Below are 21,682 nucleotides of genomic sequence, written 5' to 3'. Positions count from 1 at the left end.
GGCCCGAGGGCTCCGTCCACACCTGGATTTGGGGCTAGCCTGAGTTATGGACGCTGTCACGGTTGTCCCTACTCCGACCAACGAGCCGGTGCACACGTATGCGCCGGGGAGTCGCGAGCGCGAGCTGCTGATGGCCGAGCTGGCCGAGATCTCCGCCGAATCCGTCGACGTGCCGCTGGTCATCGGCGGCAAGCATCGGCCGGGTATCGGCGAGCGGCACGAGATCGTCGCGCCGCATCGTCATCGGCACGTGCTGGGGACCTATACCGATACCACTCATTCGGAAGCACACGGAGCCATCGAGGCGGCCATCGCGGCCGCGCCGGGATGGCGCAGCATGCCCTTCGACGACCGGGCCGCGGTCTTCCTGCGCGCGGCCGATCTCTTGGCCGGACCGTGGCGGGAGAAGCTGGCCGCCGCGACGATGCTCGGCCAGTCCAAGTCGGTGGCGCAGGCCGAGATCGACGCGCCGTGCGAGCTGGTCGATTTCTGGCGGTTCAACGTGGCGTTCGCGCGCGACATCATGGCCCAGCAGCCGCAGTCGAGCCCCGGCGTGTGGAACCGGATGGACTACCGGCCGCTGGAGGGCTTCGTCTACGCGATCACGCCGTTCAACTTCACCGCCATCGCGGGCAACCTGCCGACCGCGCCCGCGCTGATGGGCAACACGGTGGTGTGGAAGCCCTCGCCGACGCAGACGCTCGCCGCGTTCCACACGATGCGGCTGCTGGAGGCGGCGGGCCTGCCGCCCGGCGTGATCAACATGGTCACCGGCGACGGGATCCAGCTCTCGGAGGTGGCGCTCGCCGACCCGCGCCTGGCAGGCATCCACTTCACCGGCTCCACCCGCACCTTTCAATCGCTGTGGCAGCAAGTCGGCGCGAATATCGGCCGCTACCACGGATATCCGCGACTGGTCGGGGAGACGGGCGGCAAAGACTTCATCGTCGCCCACGCGTCGGCCGACCCGGATGCCTTGCGCACCGCGCTTATTCGTGGCGCATACGAGTATCAGGGCCAGAAGTGCTCGGCGGCCTCGCGCGCCTACATCGCGCGTTCGGTCTGGCGGGCCATCGGTGACGACTTCCTCGCCGCGACCGACGAGATCCGCTACGGCGACGTGGCCGACCTGTCGAACTTCGGCGGGGCGCTGATCGATCGGCGCGCCTTCGACAAGAACGTCGCGGCCATCGAACGCGCGAGGGCCGCGGGCGTCACCATTCCGGTCGGCGGTACCTACGACGACAGCGAAGGCTGGTTCGTCCGGCCGACGGTGCTGCTCTCCGACGATCCGCGCGACGAGTCGTTCACCACCGAGTACTTCGGGCCGATCCTCTCGGTGCACGTCTACGACGACGCCGAACCCGGTTCGTACGCAGCGATTCTGGCCGAGGTGGAATCGGCCGCGCCGTACGCGCTGACCGGCGCCATCTTCGCCGACGATCGCAATGCCGCCGAACAGGCCGGCGCCGCTCTGCGTTTCGCGGCGGGCAATTTCTACATCAACGACAAGCCCACCGGCGCCGTCGTCGGCCAGCAGCCGTTCGGCGGCGCGCGCGCCTCTGGCACCGACGACAAGGCGGGCTCGCCGCTGAACCTGCTGCGCTGGACGGCGCCGCGCACCATCAAGGAGACATTCGTGCCGCCGGTACAGCACCGGTACCCGCACATGGACTCGTGAGACCGGCGGCGCCGGGCGCCGGCCGGAAGAAGGAGGCGTGATGCGTGACATTCTCGAGGACCGATGAACCCGCTGCGTCCGGTGATTCTCGCGGCGGCCGCCTCGCCGCGGATGAAGCGCGCCCTCACCGGGACACCGGTCACCGCGGAGATCGTGCGCCGGTTCGTGCCTGGCGAGTCGCGGGCCGAGCTGGCGCCGGTGGTGCGTGCGCTGCTCGACAGCGGCAGGTTGATCAGCATCGACTACCTCGGCGAGAACACCACCGACCGGGCCCGCGCCGATGCCACGGTGGCGGAATACCTTTCGCTGATCAACGAACTCGCCGCCGCCGACAGGTCGGCGCGGCCGGATGGCGCGGCGATGCCGGTGGAGGTCTCGGTCAAGCTGTCCGCGCTCGGGCAGGCACTGCCGGTAGACGGTCCGGCTATCGCCACCGATAACCTGCGCACCGTGTGCACCAAGGCCGCCGAGGCAGGCGTGTGGGTCACGGTGGACGCCGAAGACCACACCACCACCGACGCCACCTTGGCGGCCGTGCGCGAGCTGCGGCCGGAATTCCCTTGGCTCGGTATGGTTCTCCAGTCGTACCTGCACCGCACTCGGGACGACTGCGCCGAGTTCGCCGGGCCGGGCTCACGAATCCGCTTGTGCAAGGGGGCTTATCGCGAGCCCGCGGCGGTGGCCTACCAGCGGGCCGTCGAGGTGACCGATTCCTACCTGCGCTGCCTGGAGATCCTGATGCGCGGACGTGGGTACCCGATGGTGGCCAGCCACGACCCGGCGCTGGTGTCGGCCGCCCAGCGGATGGCCGCCGAATCAGGTCGCGGCACAGGGGAATTCGAGCACCAGATGCTGTACGGGGTGCGCGACGCCGAGCAGCTGCGGCTGGCGCGGGCCGGTCACCCGATGCGGGTCTACGTCCCCTACGGCGACGAGTGGTACGGCTACCTCACTCGCAGGCTGGCCGAGCGACCGGCGAATCTGGCGTTCTTCCTGCGCGCGCTGGCCGGCGATCGCGATCAGACCAGCGGCTTGCCGAGCCGGCGCCGCCTGCGCAGGTCCCACAGGTAGAAGTTCATCGGAAAGAGCCGCAGCCGCTGGGGAAGCCTGCGATGGACCGCGCCGATCGCGCGCAGCAGCAGACCCAGCGCGCGGTCCTGGCGGGGTGTCCAGCGCATGCCCATCTCGTCGCGCAGGTGCGGCGGCAGGAGCCCGGTGACGATGAAGCGCTGCATCGGCGCGAACAGGCGCAGCGGCGGCGCGACCATGCGCAGGTCGATCAGGCCGTCGAAGTAGGCGCGGGTGCGTGCATCGATGGTCTTGGTGCCCAGATTGGCGTTCCAGTACTCGGCGAAGGCGGCGCGGTCGGCGGGCCACAGCTCCGCGCGCATCTGCAAGGTGGTGCCGAGCCGGGCGGCGTACTGGTAGAACGCGTCGGCGTCGGCCTCGTCGAGCGGGCCGTGCAGGCGCTCCTCCAGGTCCACGATGCCCCAGTAGAGGCAGGCGGCCACCCACAGCTGGAGGTTCGGGTCGAAGGCGTTGTATTTCACCGGGCTTTCGGCGCCGGACCGGATGGTGCGATGCGAGGTGTTCACCGCATCGCGATAGGCGGCCCGCTCTTCCTCGGTGCCCATCAGGGCGACCGCGAGATACGTGAGCGTGGTGCGCAGCCGCTTCCACGGGTGCACGGTGACCTTGCCGGATTCGACGGTGCTCTCCAGCACGCCGTAAGCGACCGGCATCAGGCTCAGCTGCATGATCACGTTCGCGGTGCCGCCGAGGAAGGCGGCAACGCCGCTCCAGAACTCCTCGATGTCGAAGTCCTCGGCGGTGCCGTAACGGCTGCCGGGCACCGGCTCGGGCGTCGTCGCACGAAGGGGCGCGGTCATCGTCGTCCTCGTCTTTCCGTTCACCGGCGGTGAAGCGATGAGAAGGTTTTGTGGTCACCTTGTCATCTGAGGGCGGGTGCTGTCAAAGGTCACCGGTCGAGACGAGTGAAGGTATGCGATGCTGACGGTGTCATCGTTTCGCCGAGGAGAGGGTGGGTGACATGGCGAGCCTGACGAAATTGCTGCCGCTCGTGCGCAACTCCGGTCCGGAGGATCGCAACCAGGCGCGCGTGCTCGACGCCGCGCTGGTGGCCTTCCTGGATTTCGGCATCAAGCGGACCAGCATGGTCGAGGTTGCCCGGCGCTGCGGCCTGTCACTGGCCACCCTCTATCGGCGCTTCGCCAGCAAATCCGATCTGATCGAGGCGGTCGCGCTGCGCCAGACGCGCGAGTTCATCGACGAGGTGGACGGCGTGCTGCAGCGCCAGGTCGACCGGGACGCCGGCGCCGAAGAGCAGATCGTCGCGCTGTTCGTCGCGTTCGTGAACGGCCTGCGCGGCAACCAACTGGTGCACCGTTTGCTTGCCACCGAACCCGAATTGGTGCTTCCGTTCCTCACCGTGAAGGGCGCGCCGATCATCGAACTCGGGCGCGATTACGTGGCCGAGTTCATCACTCGGCTCCAAGGGGAGGGCAAACTGCCCGCGTACGACCCAGCCCCGCTGGCCGAGATGATCGCGCGCACCGCGGTGTCGCTGGCGCTGACCCCGCAGACCGTGATTCCGTTCGGCGACGACGCCGCCCTGCGCGAGTTCGCCCGCGACCACGTGGTGGTCTCGTTCCGGGTGCGCTGAGCGCCCGCCGTGCCGGCGGGCGCGCGCTCAGCGAGGGGCGAACCAGGCGGACACACCGAGCACGTCGACCACCACGCTGGGCAGTGCGCCGAGCACGTCGCCGGTCTGATCGTCGGCCGTGCCCCAGGTGAAGGCCGCCACGGTGAACCCGGTTCCATAGGAGGCCGAGCCGACCTCGGGCGCACCGAGATCCGACCATCCCCACTTGGTGCCGAGTACCCCGGGCAGGCGGGCGGTTCCCCAGTTCTGCACGGTGCCGTCGGCGGCCGTTTCGCCCGCCGTCGCCATCCATTGGAAGATCAGCGAACTCGGGTCACGGAGTTGCTTCGCGTGCAAGAAGTCGGCGACGTCGGCGCTGCTGGTGATCGCGGTGCTCCAGTCACCCGTCCCCGACCGGGTGGCACCGAGCCCGTACTCGGCGGCGATGGCGTCGATGGCCTGCGGGTATTTGCCTTCCATCGCGCTGGCCGCGCCGTCGTCGGAGAAGCGGATCATGCGCTCGCCCAGGTCCCTGTCGGTCGCGGAGCCGTCGCCGTGGCGAAGGGCGTAGTCCACGAGGAAGAGCTTGGACAGGGAGAGGGCGCCGCGGGATTCGTACTGGTTCTCGGTTCCCCACGAGGCGCCGACGCTCGACCGCATGGCGATCGAGGTGCGTGACGGCGTTTCCTCCGCGCTGGGCCCGGCATTTGCGGGTAGTGCGCACAAACCGGCGATACTCACGGCGTACAGCGTTCCTGCGGTCAGCGACGCGACGATCATTCGACGGATCACGATGGCCTCCCGGGGTTCTACCTCCGATTATTTGGCCTTCTCCAGATCAAAAAGCGTACGCGGGCACTCGCCTCCGGCGTGGCGTATTGCGGATGCTGTGGGTTAACTGATATCGAGGCGCGTTAGACGAGGCGAAGTCCGAGGCGGCGGCGAAGGCGCAGGTCCCAGAGGAAGGCGTTCACCGGGAAAGCCTTGACGGCCTTTGGCATCCGGCCTTCCACCGCGCCGATGGCGGTGAGCAGCGCGGCCAAGCGCCGGTCGTCGCGTTCGGTCCAGGTCATGCCCATCTGATCGCGCAGGCGCTCGGGCAGCAGGCCCGCGGTCACCCAGCGGTGGAACCCGCCGAAGGCGAGCTGAACGGGACGCGGGAACATGCGCAGGTTCACCAGGTCCCAGAAATAGTCGCGGACGGGCGGATCGATGACGGTCAGCGCCAGGTTCTCGTGCCAATACCGGTCGAACGCGGCCCGGTCGGCGGGCCATTGGCCGGGGCGCATCTGGAGCGTAGTGCCGAGCCGTTCGGCGTTGCGATAGAACGCGTCCGCGGTGACCTCGTCCATCGGGCCGTGCATGCGCTCCTGTAGATCGCGCGCACCCCAGTACAGGCAGGCTGCCACCCACAGCTGAAGCTTCGGGTCGAATGCGTTGTACTTCACCGGGCTGGCGGGGCCGGACCGGACGGCGCGGTGTGAGCGATCGATCGCCGCGCGGTAGGCCGCGCGTTCGTCGTCGCTGCCCAGCATGGCCACGGCCAGATAAGTCAGCGTGGTGCGGGTTCGCTTCACTGGATGCAGCATGATCTTGCCGCTGTCGACCGTGCTCTCCAGTACGCCGTAGCCGACCGGCCGGGCGCTGAGCTGCATGATGACGTTCGCGGCCGCGCCGAAGAAGGCGGCCGATCCGTCGAGGTGGCCGCGGATGTCGAAATCGTCGCCGGATGCTTTGGACGGGGATACGCGAAGGGGACTGGTCATCGTCTAGCCCGGTTCTCGTCGTTGAGAAGAATGTATTCCAACCTTCTCACCCTCTCGCGGGGGTGTCAACGGTCACACCGCGTCGTCGCCGAGCTGTGACGCGCGGTACGGCGCTGTCGGCGGCCGCGGCGCACGCAGTAGGTTGAGCGAATGTCGTTCGGTCCACACCTGCTGCTTCGTTCCCTGAATCCGGCCGCGGTCGCGGCGGGCGCGGACATTCCGGACGCGGTCACCATCGACGGCGTGACGCTCTCGCGCAGCGACCTGCTCGGCGCGGCGACTTCGGTGGCCGAGCGCATCGCGCGCGCCGATCGGGTGGCGGTGCTGGCCGAGCCGACCGCGCGCACCGTCCTCGCGGTGGTCGGCTGCCTGATCGCCGGCGTCACGGTGGTGCCGGTGCCGCCGGATTCCGGGCCCGGCGAACTCGCGCACATCCTGGCCGATTCCGGCGCGCAAGCGTGGCTGGGCGACGCGCCGGAAGACACCGAATTGCCGGTGGTTCCGGTCCGGATGCACGCCAGGTCGTGGCACAGCTATCCCGAACCCGACTCGGCCACACCGGCTTTCGTGCTCTACACCTCGGGAACCACCGGCCCGCCGAAGGGCGTCGTGCTCACTCGCGGCGCGATCGCCGCCGGACTGGACGCGCTCGCCGATGCTTGGGACTGGACCGCGAAAGACGTTCTGGTGCACGGGCTTCCGCTGTTCCACGTGCACGGGCTCATCCTCGGCGTGCTCGGCGCGCTTCGGGTGGGCAGTCCGCTGATCCACACCGGGAAGCCGACGCCGCAGGCGTACGCCGAGGCGAACGGCACGTTGTACTTCGGCGTGCCGACCGTCTGGTCGCGCGTCGTCGACGATCCCGAGGCGGCACGGAAGCTGGCGGACGCGCGGCTGCTGGTGTCCGGCAGCGCGCCGCTGCCGGTGCCGGTGTTCGAGCGGCTGCGCGAGCTCACCGGCCACGCCCCGATCGAGCGATACGGCATGAGCGAGACCATGATCACGCTGTCCACCCGCGCGGACGGCGAACGGCGGCCCGGCTGGGTCGGCACGCCGGTGCGCGGCGTGCAGACCAGGTTGCGGGACGAGACCGGAGCTCCGGTTCCGCACGACGGCGAGAGCATCGGCGGCTTGCAGGTGCGTGGACCGATGCTGTTCGACGGTTACCTGAACCGGCCCGACGCCACGGCGGAGAGCTGGACCGGGGACGGGTGGTTCAGGACCGGCGACGTCGCGGCCATCGACGCCGACGGCTTCCACCGCATCGTCGGCCGGGAATCGGTCGATCTGATCAAGTCCGGCGGCTACCGCATCGGTGCGGGCGAGATCGAAACGGCGCTGCTCGGGCATCCCGAGGTCGCCGAGGCGGCGGTGGTCGGCCTGCCCGACGACGACCTCGGGCAGCGCGTCGTCGCCTTCGTCGTGCTGCGCGGCGAGGCGGGCGTCGGGATCGAGAAGGAGCTGATCGGCCATGTGGCCGAACAACTTTCGGCGCACAAGCGGCCGCGGGAGGTCCGCGTGGTCGCGGCGCTGCCACGCAACGCTATGGGCAAGGTGCAGAAGAAGCAGCTCGGCTGAGCGAGCGCGTCCGCCGGGCTTGACCTCGAGCTGACTCGAGGTTCTACCGTCGCGGGCATGACAGCAACGCTGACCACGGACCAGATCGACTACCTGAGCACCCAGCGCCTCGGCCGCCTGGCCACGGTGCGCCCGGACGGGTCACCGCAGAACAATCCGGTGGGCTTCCACTACAACGCCGAACTGGGCACCATCGACATCGCGGGCTGGAACATGGGCGCCTCCCACAAGTTCCGCAACCTGGCCACCAACGATCGCGTGGCGTTCGTCGTCGACGACATCGCCTCGGTGCAGCCTTGGCGGGTCCGCTGCCTGGAGATCCGCGGCACCGCCGAGGCGTTGACCGACGTCGACACCTACATGTCGGGCGTCTCCAGGGAGTTGATCCGCATCCACCCGGAGCGAATCATCGCCTTCGGAATCCAGCCGGACGTCGCGGCCACCGCCTGACGGCGCTGAAGCCCGCCACTCATCGACTCCTAGCAGGACGCCTGATCTCGCACCGCAGGGGTAACTCACCGGGTACGCCCAAGACGCGAGTGATCACTCGACCGCCGGCCCGGCACGACACGATCCACGCACACGACGACCGGTGAAAGGCGCGGAGAGGCGGGGCAGCCTAGTCGTTGGCGTGGAGATCGGCGTTGAGTTCGATGCCGGTGCCCTTGCGCGGGACGACCTCGACGGCGCCGGTCTGCGAGTTGCGGCGGAACAGCAGGTTGTTCTGGCCGCTCAGCTGGGCGGCCTTGACGACGGTGCCGTCCGGGGTGGCGACCTTGGTGCCCGCGGTGAGGTAGAGACCGGCCTCGAGCACGCAGTCGTCGCCGAGCGGGATGCCGAGGCCCGCGTTGGCGCCGAGCAGCGAGCGCTGCCCGATCGAGATGACGGTGGTGCCGCCGCCGGAGAGGGTGCCCATGGTGGAGGCGCCGCCGCCGATGTCGGAACCGTCGCCGACCACGACGCCCGCGGAGATCCGGCCCTCGACCATGGAGGCGCCGAGGGTGCCCGCGTTGAAGTTGACGAAGCCCTCGTGCATCACGGTGGTGCCGGAGGCCAGGTGCGCGCCGAGCCGCACCCGGTCGGCGTCGCCGATGCGCACGCCGGAGGGCACTACGTAGTCGACCATGCGCGGGAACTTGTCGATGCTGTACACGGTGACCGGCCCGCAGGCGCGCAGCTTGGCGCGGGTGGCCTCGAAGCCATCGACGGCGGCCGGGCCGTGGTTGGTCCACACGACATTGCTGAGCAGGCCGAACTGGCCTTCCAGGCTCACCTCGTGCGGCTTCACCAGGCGGTGCGAGAGCAGGTGCAGGCGCAGGTAGACGTCGTGCGCGTCGACCGGGGCGGCGGACAGGTCGGCGATGACGGTGCGCACCGCGACCACGTCGACACCGCGCGCCTCGTCGAAGCCGAGCAGCGCGGCGTATTCGGCGGGCGCCTCGTCGAGGCGCTTGGTGCCGGTGTCGCCGAACTCGCCGAGCTCCGGGTTCGGGTACCAGGTGTCGAGGACGGTTCCGTCCGCGGTCACGTTGGCGATACCGACTGCTGCTGCTCCCTGAATGCTCACGTCATCAGAGGTTACCGACCGATCGCCGCCAGTGGTGCGCCACCTCCGGCCTGCAGGTTCCGCCTGCCGCGCGGCGGCTTGCCGGAAACCGCCGCGGCGCTGCCTACCCGCGGACCGGCACGGTGTCGGCGGTCGATGCGGCCCGCTCGTAGGCTGAGGGGCGTGACCATCGACCTGTCTGCCGATCCCATCGCTCTCACCGCCGCGCTCGTCGACATCCCGAGCGTTTCGCTCGACGAGAAGGCGATCACCGATGTCGTCGAGCGGGCGCTGCGCGAGCAGACCAGCGGCTTCGAAGTGGTGCGGCACGGCAACGTGGTGCTCGCCCGCACGAATCGGGGGCTGCCGACGCGGGTGATCCTGGCCGGGCACCTGGACACGGTGCCGATCGCGGACAACGTGCCGAGCCGGTTCGACAAGGACGAGAACGGGCACGAGGTGCTCTACGGGTGCGGCGCCGTCGACATGAAGTCGGGTGACGCGGTCTTCCTGCATCTGGCCGCGACGATCGCCGATCCGGTGCACGACCTGACGCTGATCTTCTACGACGGCGAGGAGATCGCCGAAGAGCACAACGGCCTCGGTCACATCGAGCGCGACCTGCCCGAATGGCTCGACGGCGACCTGGCCATCCTCGGCGAGCCCTCGGCAGGCTGGATCGAGGCCGGTTGCCAGGGCACGCTGCGCGCCCGGCTCGCCACCGCGGGCGTGCGCGCGCACGCGGCGCGATCGTGGCTGGGGGACAACGCGATTCACCGGCTGGCCCCGGTGCTGCAACGGCTGACCGACTACCGGGCGCGGCAGGTCGACATCGATGGGTGCGTCTACCGTGAGGGCCTCTCGGCGACCCGCCTCCTCGCGGGTGTGGCAGGCAACGTCATCCCCGACGCCGCGGAGGCGGAGCTGAACTTCCGCTTCGCCCCCGACCGCACCATCGACCAGGCCATCGCCCACGTGCGCGAGGTGTTCGACGGTCTCGACGTCACGATCGACCCGGTCGACGCGGCGCCGGGAGCCTTGCCCGGCCTCACCGCGCCCGCCGCCGCCGACCTGATCGCGTCGGTGAACGGCCACGGCGGCGGCGGGGTGCGCGCCAAGTACGGCTGGACCGACGTGTCCCGCTTCGCCGCCCACGGCATCCCCGCCGTGAACTTCGGCCCCGGCGACCCCAATCTCGCGCACAAGCGCGACGAGCACGTGCCCACCGCCCAGATCACCGCGGTCACCGCCATGTTGCGCGACTACCTGACCGGCAAAGCTTGACCTCGGGCCGCACGGCCGTCTCGGCCGGAGTCGGCGGCATGCTCGACCGCTCATCCGGCGAACTGCTCCTCGAGGAACTCCGCCCAGGTGCGCTTGCCGCGATTGGCGGTGTCCAGGTTCAGGTTCGCCCCCGCGCGATAGGCGCGGCCGACCTTGCCCGGGATGCGGACCGGCAACAGCGGACGGCGCTTGCCCGCAGCCCGCAGGTAGTCGCGGATCATGTCGCTCAGCGCGAGCACCTCCGGTCCGGCCAGGTCGGGAACGCGTCCGGCGGGCGCCGCGAGCGTCAGGTCGGCCAGCCGGGCGGCCACGTCGCGCGAATCCACCGGCTGCCACCGCAGGCCGCCCGGCGCGGGCACGACGGGCAGCTTGCCCATGGCACGCACGGTTTTCAGCGCTAGATCGTGGAACTGGGCCGCGCGCAGAATGGTGTGCGGCAGACCCGAATCGATGATGGCCCGTTCCGCGTCGGTCTTGGCGCGGAAGTAGCCGAGCGGCAGCTCCTCCGCGGCGATGACGCCGATGTAGACGATGTGCCGCACACCCGCCGCCGCGCGGACCAGATTGCGGGTTGCTACATCGTCGCCCTTGGGGCCGCCCGCCAAGTGCAGGATGGTGTCCGCACCCGCGACGGCCGCCTCGATGCCCTCGCCGCGCAGCAGATCGCCGGTGACGAATTCGATGCCGTCGACCGCCGCGCGAGGCGAGCGGCTCAGCACCCGCAGATCGCGGCCCGCGGCCCGCAACAGCGGAACGACGTGGTTGCCGAGGGTGCCGGTGCCGCCGGTGACGAGAATGGTCATGATGATCTCCGATCGTCGGAATCGCTGCGCCGGTGTCCTTCCCGGCGTCTCGATGGGGTGACGACGCCTGCGCCGGGAGTGTGACATCCAGCCCGACACCGCGAGTGTGCCGCGCGTTCACCGCCTTGCGCCGCACGCGACGCCTCCAGCCCGGTAGCGTGGAATGCATGTCCACCGACGCCGCCGATCACGAGGTCGCCCCTAAGCCGAAGTCGACAGCGAAATTCCGCGGACCGATAATGTTCCGCCGCGACCGCAAACCCGGTGCGGGTACCGCCGATCAGAACCTGTTGGACCAGCGCGGCGACAGCGACTGGGTGCACACCGACCCGTGGCGGGTACTGCGCATCCAGGCCGAGTTCGTCGAGGGATTCGGCGCGCTGGCCGAGGTGCCTCGCGCGGTCACGGTCTTCGGTTCCGCGCGCACGCCCGTCGACCATCCCGAATACCAGGCGGGATTGGCCATCGGCGGCGCGCTGGCCAGGGCCGGGTTCGCGGTGATCACCGGCGGCGGGCCCGGCGCGATGGAGGCCGCCAACCGAGGCGCGTGCGAGGCGGGCGGCTACTCGATCGGTCTCGGCATCGAGTTGCCGTTCGAGCAGAGCCTCAACGACTGGGTCGATCTCGGCATCAACTTCCGCTACTTCTTCGTCCGCAAGACGATGTTCGTGAAGTACTCCGAGGCATTCATCTGTCTGCCGGGTGGTTTCGGCACCCTTGACGAGCTGTTCGAGGCGCTCACCCTGGTGCAGACGCACAAGATCACCCGTTTCCCGATCATCCTGTTCGGCACCAAATACTGGGCGGGACTGGTGGATTGGCTGCGCGGTTCGCTGCAGGGCTTCGGCAAGATCTCGCCGGGCGATCTCGACCTGATCCACGTCACCGACGACGTGGAGGAGGTCGTCGAGATCATCATGCGGGCGGCCACCGACCGCGCGGGCATCGACACCCTCGGCACGGAGGACAAGTGGTGACGGTGGACCCAGCCGACGTCGCCGTTCCCTACGCCGTCTGCGTCTACTGCTCGGCGAGCACCGCCGACCCCGACGCGCTCGGTCTGGCCGCCCGGGTTGGCACCGAGATAGCCCGGCGCGGATGGCAATTGGTGTCCGGCGGCGGCCACGTCTCGATGATGGGCGCGGTCGCCACCGCCGCGCGAGCAGGCGGCGCCCCAACCATCGGCGTGATACCGAAACACCTGGTGCACAAGGAAGTCGCCGACGTCGACGCCGACGAGCTGGTGGTCACCGACACCATGCGCCAGCGCAAACAGGTCATGGAGGACCGCGCCGACGCCTTCCTCACGCTGCCAGGCGGCATCGGCACGCTGGAGGAGTTCTTCGAGACCTGGACCGGCGGCTACCTCGGCCAGCACGCCAAACCGGTGGTCGTGCTCGACCCGAACGGCTTCTACGACGGCCTGTTCCGCTGGGTCGACGAACTCTACGAGCGGAAGTTCGTCTCCCGGTTCGCCATGCAGCGGATCACCGTGGTCAGCGACCTGCACGCCGCGTTCGCGGCGCTGAAACCCGAACAGACACTCGGCGACAGGGTCGCACAAGGCTAGGAGAACCGCGTTGACCGACACCCGCGCAACGGTGCGCCTCGTCGACTTGGTCAAATCGCTGCCCGGGATGGCGCTCGACGCGCCCGGCATGCTGCGCAACGCGCCCGGCATGCGGGTGCGGCCCGGCGACAAGGCCTCGGTCGGCCTGTTCTTCCAGCGCACCGCGCACCGCCGTCCGGACCGGCCGTTCCTGCGTTTCGAGGGCAGGGTCTACCGCTACGGCGAGGCCAACGCCGAGGTGAACCGCTACGCGAATGCTCTCGCCGAGCGCGGAGTGCGGCGCGGCGACGTGGTCGGCGTGCTGATGACGAACCGGCCCGAGACGCTGTTCACGGTGCTGGCCACCGTCAAGCTCGGCGCCACCGTCGGACTGCTCAACCACAATCAGCGCGACCAGGTGCTCGCACACAGCTTCGGGCTGCTGAACAGCGTGCTGAACGTGGTCGGCGAGGAGTGCCGTGAGGCGCTGGATTCGCTCGCCGAACCGCTGCCGAACGTGTTGTACGGCAACGATCTCGAACGGGCCGCCCGCACCGCCGACGCCGCCGATCCCGAGGTCTGCGCGCAGGTGACCGCCCGAGAACGCGCGTTCCTGATCTTCACCTCGGGCACCACCGGCCTGCCGAAGGCCAGCGTGATGACCCACCTGCGCTGGACCAAGAGCATGGCCGGACTCGGCGGGCTCGGAGTTCGCCTGCGCGGCAACGACACCCTGTACTGCTGCCTGCCGCTCTATCACAACAACGCGCTCACCGTCGCACTGTCGTCGGTGCTCGCGGGCGGGTCCGCCTACGCGCTCGGCCGCAAGTTCTCCGCCTCCGGATTCTGGGACGAGGTCGTCCGGGAACAGGCCACCGCGTTCATCTACATCGGCGAGCTGTGCCGGTACCTGCTGAATCAGCCGGCGCGCCCGGCGGATCGGCAGCACCGCGTCCGGTTGGCCGTCGGCAACGGGCTGCGTCCCGAGCTGTGGGAGGAATTCACCGAACGGTTCGGGATCCGCCGTGTGGTGGAGTTCTACGGCGCGAGCGAGGCGCCGATCGCGTTCGTCAACGCGTTCGGGGTCGACCGCACCGCGGGATTCGGGCCGCTGCCCTACGCGATCGTCGAATTCGACGACGCCACCGGCAAGGCCAAGCGCGGCACCGACGGCAGGCTGCGGCGGGTCCGCTCGGGCGGGATCGGTCTGCTGCTGGCCAAGGTGAACGACCGTCAGCCGTTCGACGGCTACACCGACGAGGACGCCTCGGAGTCCAAGCTGATCCGCGACGGCTTCCGGCCGGGTGACGTGTGGTTCGACACCGGAGATCTGGTGCGCGACCAAGGCTGGTGCCACATCGCGTTCGTGGACCGGCTCGGCGACACCTTCCGCTGGAAGGGCGAGAACGTGGCCACGACGGAGGTCGAGGCCGCGCTCGGTGAGCACGAGACCGTCTCGCAGGCGGTGGTGTTCGGCGTCGACATTCCCGGCGCCGACGGCAAGGCCGGCATGGCGGCGATCACGCTGCATCCCGGCGCGGACTTCGACGGGGCCGGGCTGGCCGAACTGGCCTACCGCAGGCTGCCGGGGTACGCGGTGCCGCTGTTCGTCCGGGTGGTCGCCGAGCTGGAGCAGACCTCCACGTTCAAGAGCCGCAAGGTCGAACTGCGCAAGCAGGGATACGCTCCGGACGCCGAGAGCGCGCTCTACGTTCTCGCGGGCCGTACCGAGGGATACGTCCCCGCGTACGACGACTACGCCGCGGACGTCGCGGCGGGCCGCGCGCCGAAGAGCTGAGCCGCTACAGTCGAGGGCATGTTCAGCCCGATCGCCGTGCCGTCCCCCACGCTGTGCGGCAAGCCGGTGGCGACCGATCGGGCGCTGGTGATGGCGATCGTGAACCGTACCCCCGATTCCTTCTACGACCGAGGCGCGACGTTCACCGACGCCGCGGCCATGGAAGCGGTCGCCCGCGCGGTCGACGAGGGCGCCGATCTCGTCGACATCGGGGGAGTGAAGGCGGGGCCGGGCGCGACGGTCGACGCCGACGAGGAGACGCGGCGCGTTGTGCCCTTCGTCGCGGCGATCCGCGCGGCGTATCCCGAACTGCTGATCAGCGTCGACACCTGGCGTTCGGAGGTCGCGCGCGCCGCGGTGGCCGAGGGAGCCGACCTGATCAACGACACGTGGGCGGGCGCTGACCCGGATCTGGTCGCGGTGGCCGCGGAACTCGGCGTGGGAATCGTGTGCAGCCACACCGGCGGCGCGGTGCCGCGCACCCGGCCGCATCGGGTCAGGTACGACGACGTGGTGAGCGAGGTCACCGACACCGTCGTCCTGGCCGCCGAGGACGCGCTCGCCGCGGGCGTGCGCAAGGATTCGATCTTGATCGATCCCACCCACGATTTCGGCAAGAACACCTATCACGGGCTCGAACTGTTGCGGGGAATCGACGTTCTTGTAAATACCGGATGGCCGGTCTTGATGGCGCTGAGCAACAAGGATTTCATCGGGGAGACTCTTGGTGTCGGGCTCTCCGAACGGTTGGAGGGCACGTTGGCGGCAACAGCGTGGTCCGCCGCCGCGGGCGCCCGAGTCTTCCGCGTCCACGAGGTCGCCGAGACGCGTCGCGTCGTGGACATGATCGCCGCGATCCAGGGCATCCGGCCCCCCGCACGAACCCTGCGAGGTCTGGTATGAAAATCCAACACCGCGAGTCCGCCTGGGCAAGCACGAATACCTGGGACAACCCCGAGTGGTCGGTCGACGAGCTCGTCGCCGCCAAAGACGGGCGCACCGTGTCGGTGGTGCTGCCCGCGCTGAACGAGGAACGCACCGTCGCCGAGGTGGTGGGCAGCATCAGGCCGCTGCTCGGCACGCTCGTCGACGAACTGGTGGTGCTCGATTCCGGATCCACCGACGCCACCGCCGAACGAGCACGCGCGGCGGGCGCCGAGGTCATCACCCGCGAGCAGGCGGTGCCGGAGCTGGAGCCGCTGCCGGGCAAGGGCGAGGTGCTGTGGCGCTCGCTCGCGGTCACCGGCGGCGACCTGATCGCGTTCGTCGACTCCGATCTCATCGACCCCGATCCGGCCTTCGTGCCGAAGCTGCTCGGCCCGCTGCTGCTGAACGACGACATGCATCTGGTCAAGGCCTACTACCGCCGCCCGCTGCGGCAGGGTGGCACCGTGGACGCGCACGGCGGCGGGCGCGTCACCGAGCTGGTCGCGCGTCCGCTGCTCGCCGCGCTGCGCCCGGAACTGTGCGCGGTGCTGCAACCGCTGAGCGGCGAATACGCGGGCACCCGGGAACTGCTCGCCTCGGTGCCCTTCGCGCCGGGCTACGGCGTGGAGATCGGCCTGCTCCTCGACACCTACGACCGCGTCGGTCTGTCCGCCATCGGTCAGGTCAACCTGGGGGTGCGTACCCACCGCAACCGCCCGCTCGGCGACCTCGGCGTGATGAGCCGCCAGATCCTCGGCACCGTGCTCGGCCGCAGCGGAGTCACCGATTCCGGCGCCGCCCTCACCCAGTTCCCCCTCATCGGCGACGCCTTCACGGCGCACAGCACGGAAGTCTCGCTCACCGACCGCCCGCCGATGAACACCTTGCGGCCGTCCCAGGCGGCGGCCTAGCCCCGCAGACCCGCCACACGCTTCGCAGGGATCACAACCCCTGCGAAGCGTGTGCTGTCTCTGCGAGGCGCTGGGAACGAGCTAGGGCTTTCCGGGAGTTTCCGGATCGGCAGCGGCTGCTTTGGCGCTGGCGAACTCCTCTGCTTGGGGAGGCTCGGTGTGGGTGGACTGCCCGTTGCCCTCGTCGGCCAGCCGAGCCTGGATCGCCGCGACGGTCAGCTGACCCGACGAGTTCGGCTTCCGCAGCACGCCGACCAGAACGCCGACGGTGATGGCGACGAAGACGATCACGCCTACGACCACAATGGTGTTCATCGCGTCCTCTCCGAATGAGCGCTCGTCCCACGGTGATTCGCTTCGCGCGTCACGGGTGCCCCGAATGCGCGGCTCTCGGGCACGGAAGACATGGAGCACTCACCTACTCGAAAAATAGTTATTCACTAGCTATCTAAACATCGAGTGGGTATCTGTTACCCGCAGGGTCACGTGACATGCGACACACTGCGGAAATTGTTCGGGCATTTCGTACGAACCCGGCGCGCGGCATGTGTGAGGCAATTCTCAGCTATCGATGCGCTCACGCATCAGCGTCGCACGCGGGTGCCGATGGGGCGTGGGTCGGCGTCGTGCCGGTAGACGGGCGTGAGCAGGTCGACGTCGACCGGTTCGCCGCTGGCGCGGTCGTAGCGGACGGCGATCAGAACCGAGAACAAGTGGTTGGCGGCCCGCTCGTGCAGCGTGGCCAATCGGGTGGCGAGCAGCCGCACCGCGCCGAGCGATCCCGGCGGGTGCAGTCCATCGATGATCAGGCAGGTGCCGCGGCCGTCGGGGCGGGGGAGGCGGGCCAGATACGCGATGTCGTGCGGTTCGGGGCCGCCCGGCCGGTACACGCGGCGCGCGGCCCTGTCCTCGATGCCGCGGCGCGCGTCGCCCGCCCTGGCAACGGCGCGGCGCAGCCGGGGATCGGCGGCGATGAGTTGCCGCACGCTCGGGGACAATTCGGGACCGCCGACCACGATCAGTCCGTCCCGGTTCAGGTCCACCGGTCTGCCGGGCAGGAATCTCTCGATCCCCGCGGCGAACCCGAGCTCGCGCAGCAGCTCGACGAGCCGGTGTGCCGCACCGGGATCCGGCGCGCCGAGCACCCGGCCCGCGCGCACCTCCGGGGCGAGTACGGTGAGTGTCCCGTGACCGAAGAACAGTCCTTCCGGGGCCGGGCCCTGGGTGCTCACCTGATGGATACGGGCGCGGGAAAGCCCCGCCGCCGCACCGATTCTGGCGAAGGTCCAGCCCTCGGCGTGAAGTTCCCGGATGACCGCCCTGCGGATCCTGGTGAGTTCGTTGATCGTCTGCTGCGCCGCCGCCACCCCGTCGGTGGCCGCCTTGAGTCTCTCGACCTTGTCCTCGATTGCGAAGACTCGCGCCACGTCATCGGCCGACATGTGCGAAGTTTAGACAGCTCGACAGCCTTACGGGTCTAGTCTGCTTGACATTGCGTACTTCCAGACGGCCCAGTCTGTTTCGCCTCGACGGCGTTTCTCGCCGACTCGCCGAGCGAAAGATGGTGCGGCGCATGATCGCTGCCGAACGAATTCCCTCCCCGAATCACGCGTGGCCGCCGTGAGGCGCGGATGCGCACGACGGATGCCGCCCAAGGGATTCGTCCACAGCCTACGTGGCTGGAGCTGCGGCAGGCCGCATGGTCGATGCCGCCGGAGCGGAGTCCGTCGAACCCGCGCCCGCAGGCGAACACGACACTCAGGTGGCGTCGAAATCGATCGGCGGACGCTCGTTGCGCTCCAGCGGCTTTTCCAGCTTCGGCATCGGATAGTCCGGCATGCCGCTGCTCGTGCCGTACAGGTCGTCCTTGGTCGGCACGGCCTTCTCCAGGCTGCGCAGCACCGAATCGTCGCCGTTCAGCAGGTGCTTGGTGACCATGGAGCGCGGCGTCATGCCGCGCAGCTCGTTCAGCTCGGCCAGCGGCTTGCGCAGGTCTTCGAACTCGGGGCCGAGTTCTTCCTTCAGCTGGGCGGTGGCCCCGCTGGCGTAGTCGCGCAGCCTGCGCAAGTTTTCCGTGGTCCAGCGCACGGCGCCGGGCAGACGCTCCGGGCCGAGGATGACGAGGGCGGCGACGAGCAGGATCATCATCTCGCTCCAGCCGATGTTGCTGAACACGAATCCAGGCTACCTGTGCATCGGACCAGCGGGTCAGTCGGATTCCAACGTCACAGGCACGTCCACCTGCCTGCCGTCCCGAATCAACTGCACGTTCACCGTCTCGCCGATCTCGCGGGACTGCACCGCGACGGTCAGCTCCTCCGGCCCGGTGACCTCCCGATCGCCCACCCGGACGATCACGTCACCCTCGACGATCCCCGCCTTGGCCGCGGGACCGTTGGGCGCGACGTCGGCCACCGCGGCGCCGCTCATCACCTCGTTGGCGACGGTCTTGGTGCGGGCCGAGATGCCGATCACGGGGTGATTCATCTTGCCGTTCTTGATGAGGCTCTGCGCGACCTCGGTCATGGTGTCGACCGGGATGGCGAAGCCGAGTCCGACCGAGCCGCCCGTCTCGCTGCGGATCGCGGTGTTGATCCCGATGACCCGCCCGTCCATGTCGACCAGCGCGCCGCCGGAGTTACCCGGGTTGATCGAGGCGTCGGTCTGCACGGCGTCGATCACCGCGTTGGTGTCGCTGCCCTCGCCGGAGAGCTTCACCGGGCGGTGCAGCGCGCTGACGATGCCGGAGGTGACGGTCTTGCTCAGGCCGAGCGGCGAGCCGATGGCCAGCACGTCGTCGCCGACCTGCACGTCGCCGGACTTGCCGAGCCTGGCCACCGTGAGGTTCTTCACGTCGACCTTGAGGACCGCGAGGTCGGTCTTGGGATCGCGGCCGACGATGTTCGCGGGCACCCGGCTGCCGTCGGAGAAGGTGACCTGGATGGCGGCCCGGTTGCTCTTGTCCTGGGCGGCCATCGAGATGACGTGGTTGTTGGTCACCACGTAGCCCGCGCCGTCGATGACGACGCCCGAGCCGGTGGCGCCATTGTCGCCGACGGTGACTCGGATGGAGACCACCGAGGGCAGCACCGCGTTGGCGACGGTGGCGATCAGACCGTGCGGGCGCTCGACGTCGCCGGACTGCTCGAGGGTCACCTTGCGCGAGGTGAGGTTCGTGGTCTGCTCCGCGGTGAGCCTGCCGATCAGGCCGCCGAGCACGCCGATGCCGAGCGCGATCGCGGCGAGCAGGGCCAGCGCCTTGGGCGCGATCCTCGACCCGAAGAGCACCTCGCGCGCGCTCAGCTTGCGCGACTGGGGCAGCGGCTCGGGCTGCGGCGTCGGCACCGCGGGTGCGCCGAGACGGGCGCCAGCGGTCGGATCGCGCCATGGGTCCGCGGGGCCCGAGTGTGCCGGGGCCGCCTCGGCCGCGTCGGGGTCGCGCTGGAGCAGTTCGTCGGAGCCTTCGGGTCTGCCGAAAGCCTCGGCGAGCACCGCGTCGGGCGGACGGTTGTGCAGTTCGGGACCGAGCGGGGGCGCGCCGGCGCCGGCGCGCGAGGGGGTGTAGTCGGAGAACGAGCCGGAGGTGCCCGACGGACGGCGGAAGGCGCGGGCGGTGTGGGTGTCGACGTGGGGTCTGACGACCGGTCGCGGCCCGAGCACGGGCGCGTCCGACGGCCTCAGGTTCCCCCTGCTGGCCGCCGAATCGGAGGCGTCACTGGCGGTGGGCCGTGCGTCCGGCACAGGTCCGGTATTCGTCGATTCGGTGGTCACGCGCCAAACTCTACTTGCGCCACCAGGTTGTCCACCGGGTCGCGGTGAACGAATCGGGCAGAAAACCGAAAACCGCCTCGTTACGGGCGTTCCCGGACGGCCGGCCAGGATTGTTCGACGCACCGCCGGGCAGTTCGGCGAGCGGAATACGGGTCAGGCTGTCGTGCAGGCCGGTGGGGATGGAGATGGGGCCGGACTGGCGCAGCGCGATGCGCGCCTGCTGCTGCGCGTCCACCTCGGCCGCGCATTCCGGACAGACCGAAAGATGCTGGGCGGCACGCAGATAGGCGTTCATGCGCAGCTCGCCGTCGACGTAGGCGACGACCGCCTCGCTGGCCAGGTGTTCGGTGGGCGCGAAGCGAGGTGACCTGCCTGGCGTCCGGCGGTCGGCCCCGTTCGCGGGACGACCGGACGTGCTGGACTCGCCACTCATGCGGTGCTCACCCTTCCAACGACATCCTCTGGCCCGGGCGTCGCCGGTGCCCGGCGAATCACCCGATGTTCGCGTCAGCGGCGAACCGCTGCTGAGATCCATTATGCGCAAGGTGCTCGCGCAGTGCCTGACGGCCGCGGTGAATCCGGCTGCGCACGGTGCCCAGCTTCACGCCGAGCGTAGCGCCGATCTCCTCGTACGACAGACCCTCGATGTCACACAGCACGACGGCGGCGCGGAACTCGGGCGCCAGGGCGTCGAGGGCGGATTGCAGGTCGGGATCGAGGCGCGCGTCGTGATAGGCCTGCTCAGGGCCGGGGCCGTCGGCGGGCACGCGATCGTAGTCCTCGGGCAGCGCCTCCATGCGGATGCGATTGCGACGGCGCACCATGTCCAGGAAGAGGTTGGTCGTGATGCGGTGCAGCCAGCCCTCGAAGGTGCCCGGCTGGTAGTTCGACAGCGACCGGAAGACGCGGATGAAGGTCTCCTGAGTGAGATCCTCGGCGTCCTGCGCGTCGCCGGACAGACGGTAGGCCAGCCGGTAGACCCGGTCGGCGTGTTCGCGGACCAGCTCGTCCCACGACGGCATCACCGAGCGATCACCGGTCGCGTCGAACGCGGCCGTGCCGGTCAGTTCGATATCGAGGTCCTCGGCCTGCTCGGCCTCGAACGGCATGATGTGGTCGGGGAGGGTGGCGTACTCGGAGTGCCCATGCGGAGCCGCAAACGAACCTTTGACCATGTGGATGGGGCTACCTCCTACTCGGGACCGTAAACTCGGGACTCCCGTTTCGGTCCGGGTCACGAACCGTCGCGTACGGAATACAACCGACTACCTGTATGTCGTTGTTCCCGCGTCCCGCGTATCGCGGTCGGCTGGTCTTGCGTGTCCTTACTCTTTCCTGTCCCGATATGGCGGGGATATGGAGATCCTGAGGGACACCTGAGAAAACCGATCCCTGGAGAAAGCGTG

At 69.3% G+C, this 21,682-nt stretch carries 22 protein-coding genes; 11 read left to right on the top strand and 11 right to left on the bottom strand.

The annotated features are described in order from the left end of the window. The first annotated feature begins 46 nt into the window (after window positions 1-46). The gene (gene pruA, locus NX1_RS17750; protein WP_068060226.1) at window positions 47-1,681 is read left to right on the top strand and encodes an L-glutamate gamma-semialdehyde dehydrogenase; all 1,635 of its coding nucleotides are present in this window, start codon (window positions 47-49) and stop codon (window positions 1,679-1,681) included. A gap of 63 nt (window positions 1,682-1,744) precedes the next feature. Beyond that, a complete protein-coding gene (locus tag NX1_RS17745; protein ID WP_068060223.1) occupies window positions 1,745-2,752 on the top strand; it encodes a proline dehydrogenase family protein in 1,008 nt (335 codons plus the stop codon). Here the strand turns inward: NX1_RS17745 and NX1_RS17740 are convergent. Beyond that, a complete protein-coding gene (locus NX1_RS17740; RefSeq protein WP_068060220.1) occupies window positions 2,701-3,570 on the bottom strand; it encodes an oxygenase MpaB family protein in 870 nt (289 codons plus the stop codon). The two genes, NX1_RS17745 and NX1_RS17740, sit on opposite strands and share 52 nt — an antisense overlap. 161 nt (window positions 3,571-3,731) lie before the next feature. Here NX1_RS17740 and NX1_RS17735 point away from each other — a divergent pair, with 161 nt between their 5' ends. Then, window positions 3,732-4,364, top strand: coding sequence for a TetR/AcrR family transcriptional regulator (locus NX1_RS17735; protein ID WP_068060218.1), 633 nt, complete (start codon window positions 3,732-3,734; stop codon window positions 4,362-4,364). 27 nt (window positions 4,365-4,391) lie between these two features. Here NX1_RS17735 and NX1_RS17730 read toward each other — a convergent pair whose 3' ends face one another. Further along, entirely contained in the window at window positions 4,392-5,135 is a 744-nt protein-coding gene (locus NX1_RS17730) for a hypothetical protein (RefSeq protein WP_157119818.1), read from the bottom strand. 122 nt (window positions 5,136-5,257) lie between these two features. After that, window positions 5,258-6,109 carry an oxygenase MpaB family protein gene (locus tag NX1_RS17725; RefSeq protein ID WP_068060214.1) on the bottom strand — a complete coding sequence of 284 codons (852 nt, stop codon included), beginning with the start codon at window positions 6,107-6,109 and terminating at the stop codon, window positions 5,258-5,260. A 150-nt stretch (window positions 6,110-6,259) separates the two neighbouring features. On the opposite strand from NX1_RS17725, the gene NX1_RS17720 reads away from it, so the two are divergent. Together NX1_RS17720 and NX1_RS17715 are read left to right on the top strand one after the other, a co-directional pair. After that, entirely contained in the window at window positions 6,260-7,687 is a 1,428-nt protein-coding gene (locus tag NX1_RS17720; RefSeq protein WP_068060210.1) for an acyl-CoA synthetase, read from the top strand. Window positions 7,688-7,744: 57 nt separating this feature from the next. Then, window positions 7,745-8,137, top strand: a complete 393-nt coding sequence (locus tag NX1_RS17715) for a PPOX class F420-dependent oxidoreductase (RefSeq protein WP_068060209.1) — start codon at window positions 7,745-7,747, stop codon at window positions 8,135-8,137. A 169-nt stretch (window positions 8,138-8,306) separates the two neighbouring features. On the opposite strand, the gene dapD is transcribed toward NX1_RS17715, so the two are convergent. Beyond that, window positions 8,307-9,254, bottom strand: a complete 948-nt coding sequence (gene dapD, locus NX1_RS17710; protein ID WP_068060205.1) for a 2,3,4,5-tetrahydropyridine-2,6-dicarboxylate N-succinyltransferase — start codon at window positions 9,252-9,254, stop codon at window positions 8,307-8,309. A 162-nt stretch (window positions 9,255-9,416) separates the two neighbouring features. On the opposite strand from dapD, the gene dapE reads away from it, so the two are divergent. Next, window positions 9,417-10,517 carry a succinyl-diaminopimelate desuccinylase gene (dapE, locus tag NX1_RS17705; protein ID WP_245668548.1) on the top strand — a complete coding sequence of 367 codons (1,101 nt, stop codon included), beginning with the start codon at window positions 9,417-9,419 and terminating at the stop codon, window positions 10,515-10,517. A gap of 50 nt (window positions 10,518-10,567) precedes the next feature. On the opposite strand, the gene NX1_RS17700 is transcribed toward dapE, so the two are convergent. Continuing rightward, entirely contained in the window at window positions 10,568-11,320 is a 753-nt protein-coding gene (locus NX1_RS17700; protein WP_068060197.1) for an SDR family oxidoreductase, read from the bottom strand. A 167-nt stretch (window positions 11,321-11,487) separates the two neighbouring features. Between NX1_RS17700 and NX1_RS17695 the strand changes: the two genes are divergently transcribed. The 5 genes from NX1_RS17695 to NX1_RS17675 are packed head-to-tail and all read left to right on the top strand — an operon-like array spanning window position 11,488 to window position 16,505. Continuing rightward, on the top strand, window positions 11,488-12,297 hold the full coding sequence (locus NX1_RS17695) for an LOG family protein (protein ID WP_068060194.1): 810 nt from the start codon (window positions 11,488-11,490) through the stop codon (window positions 12,295-12,297). Beyond that, a complete protein-coding gene (locus tag NX1_RS17690) occupies window positions 12,294-12,890 on the top strand; it encodes an LOG family protein (RefSeq protein WP_068060442.1) in 597 nt (198 codons plus the stop codon). Before NX1_RS17695 ends, NX1_RS17690 begins: the two co-directional genes overlap by 4 nt. 10 nt (window positions 12,891-12,900) lie before the next feature. Beyond that, window positions 12,901-14,667, top strand: a complete 1,767-nt coding sequence (locus NX1_RS17685; protein WP_068060192.1) for a long-chain-acyl-CoA synthetase — start codon at window positions 12,901-12,903, stop codon at window positions 14,665-14,667. Window positions 14,668-14,685: 18 nt separating this feature from the next. Next, window positions 14,686-15,570 carry a dihydropteroate synthase gene (gene folP / locus NX1_RS17680; protein WP_068060190.1) on the top strand — a complete coding sequence of 295 codons (885 nt, stop codon included), beginning with the start codon at window positions 14,686-14,688 and terminating at the stop codon, window positions 15,568-15,570. Next, window positions 15,567-16,505, top strand: coding sequence for a glucosyl-3-phosphoglycerate synthase (locus tag NX1_RS17675; RefSeq protein ID WP_068060187.1), 939 nt, complete (start codon window positions 15,567-15,569; stop codon window positions 16,503-16,505). Before folP ends, NX1_RS17675 begins: the two co-directional genes overlap by 4 nt. A gap of 81 nt (window positions 16,506-16,586) precedes the next feature. Here the strand turns inward: NX1_RS17675 and NX1_RS17670 are convergent, their stop codons facing one another. From NX1_RS17670 to sigE, 6 genes are all read right to left on the bottom strand, one after another. Further along, complete coding sequence (locus tag NX1_RS17670; protein WP_068060184.1) at window positions 16,587-16,820, bottom strand: hypothetical protein; 234 nt, start codon at window positions 16,818-16,820, stop codon at window positions 16,587-16,589. Between the two features lie 269 nt (window positions 16,821-17,089). Continuing rightward, window positions 17,090-17,947, bottom strand: a complete 858-nt coding sequence (locus NX1_RS17665; RefSeq protein WP_068060181.1) for a hypothetical protein — start codon at window positions 17,945-17,947, stop codon at window positions 17,090-17,092. Between the two features lie 316 nt (window positions 17,948-18,263). After that, window positions 18,264-18,680 (bottom strand): Sec-independent protein translocase protein TatB, encoded by a 417-nt coding sequence (gene tatB / locus NX1_RS17660; protein WP_068060178.1) that lies wholly within the window; start codon window positions 18,678-18,680, stop codon window positions 18,264-18,266. A 33-nt stretch (window positions 18,681-18,713) separates the two neighbouring features. Then, window positions 18,714-20,276 carry a S1C family serine protease gene (locus tag NX1_RS17655; RefSeq protein WP_068060175.1) on the bottom strand — a complete coding sequence of 521 codons (1,563 nt, stop codon included), beginning with the start codon at window positions 20,274-20,276 and terminating at the stop codon, window positions 18,714-18,716. Window positions 20,277-20,286: 10 nt separating this feature from the next. Then, complete coding sequence (locus NX1_RS17650; RefSeq protein ID WP_068060172.1) at window positions 20,287-20,709, bottom strand: hypothetical protein; 423 nt, start codon at window positions 20,707-20,709, stop codon at window positions 20,287-20,289. A gap of 58 nt (window positions 20,710-20,767) precedes the next feature. Beyond that, a complete protein-coding gene (gene sigE, locus NX1_RS17645) occupies window positions 20,768-21,385 on the bottom strand; it encodes an RNA polymerase sigma factor SigE (RefSeq protein ID WP_068060439.1) in 618 nt (205 codons plus the stop codon). Window positions 21,386-21,682: the final 297 nt, after the last annotated feature.

Source organism: Nocardia xishanensis NBRC 101358 (genome assembly GCF_001613365.1).
GTDB classification, from domain to species: Bacteria; Actinomycetota; Actinomycetes; order Mycobacteriales; family Mycobacteriaceae; genus Nocardia; species Nocardia xishanensis.
This window is presented reverse-complemented; position numbering and strand designations above follow the sequence as displayed.